The organism is Faecalibacterium sp. DFI.5.82 (genome assembly GCF_029076575.1).
Taxonomy (GTDB): Bacteria; Bacillota; Clostridia; order Oscillospirales; family Ruminococcaceae; genus Faecalibacterium; species Faecalibacterium duncaniae.
Window position 1 is genome coordinate 1 of sequence record NZ_JARFIS010000913.1, and the last position, 295, is coordinate 295.

At 58.6% G+C, this 295-nt stretch carries 1 protein-coding gene; it reads left to right on the top strand.

Annotation, left to right across the window (positions count from 1 at the left end; translation table 11 throughout):
* Nucleotides 1-295: hypothetical protein (locus tag P0G09_RS19465; RefSeq protein ID WP_275253499.1), on the top strand; the 295-nt coding region annotated here is incomplete at both ends.

A 295-nucleotide genomic window follows, 5' to 3' on the forward strand; every position in this document is an offset into this window, starting at 1 on the left:
CGGTGCCGCTTACACCCTGCAGGAGATCCTGACCGTCAAGTCCGATGACGTTGAGGGCCGTGTCAAGACCTACGAGGCCCTTGTCAAGGGCGAACCCATCCCGCAGCCCGGCATCCCCGAGTCCTTCCGCGTTATGCTGAAGGAGCTGCAGTCTCTGGGTATGGACGTTGTGGTCCAGGACACGGACGGCAACGAGATCGATCTGCGCCAGAACTTCGACGACGAAGAGACCGGCTTTGATATGCGTGATGTTGCAGGTTCCGAGACTGTTACCAACGAGAATGAGCTGCTGAAC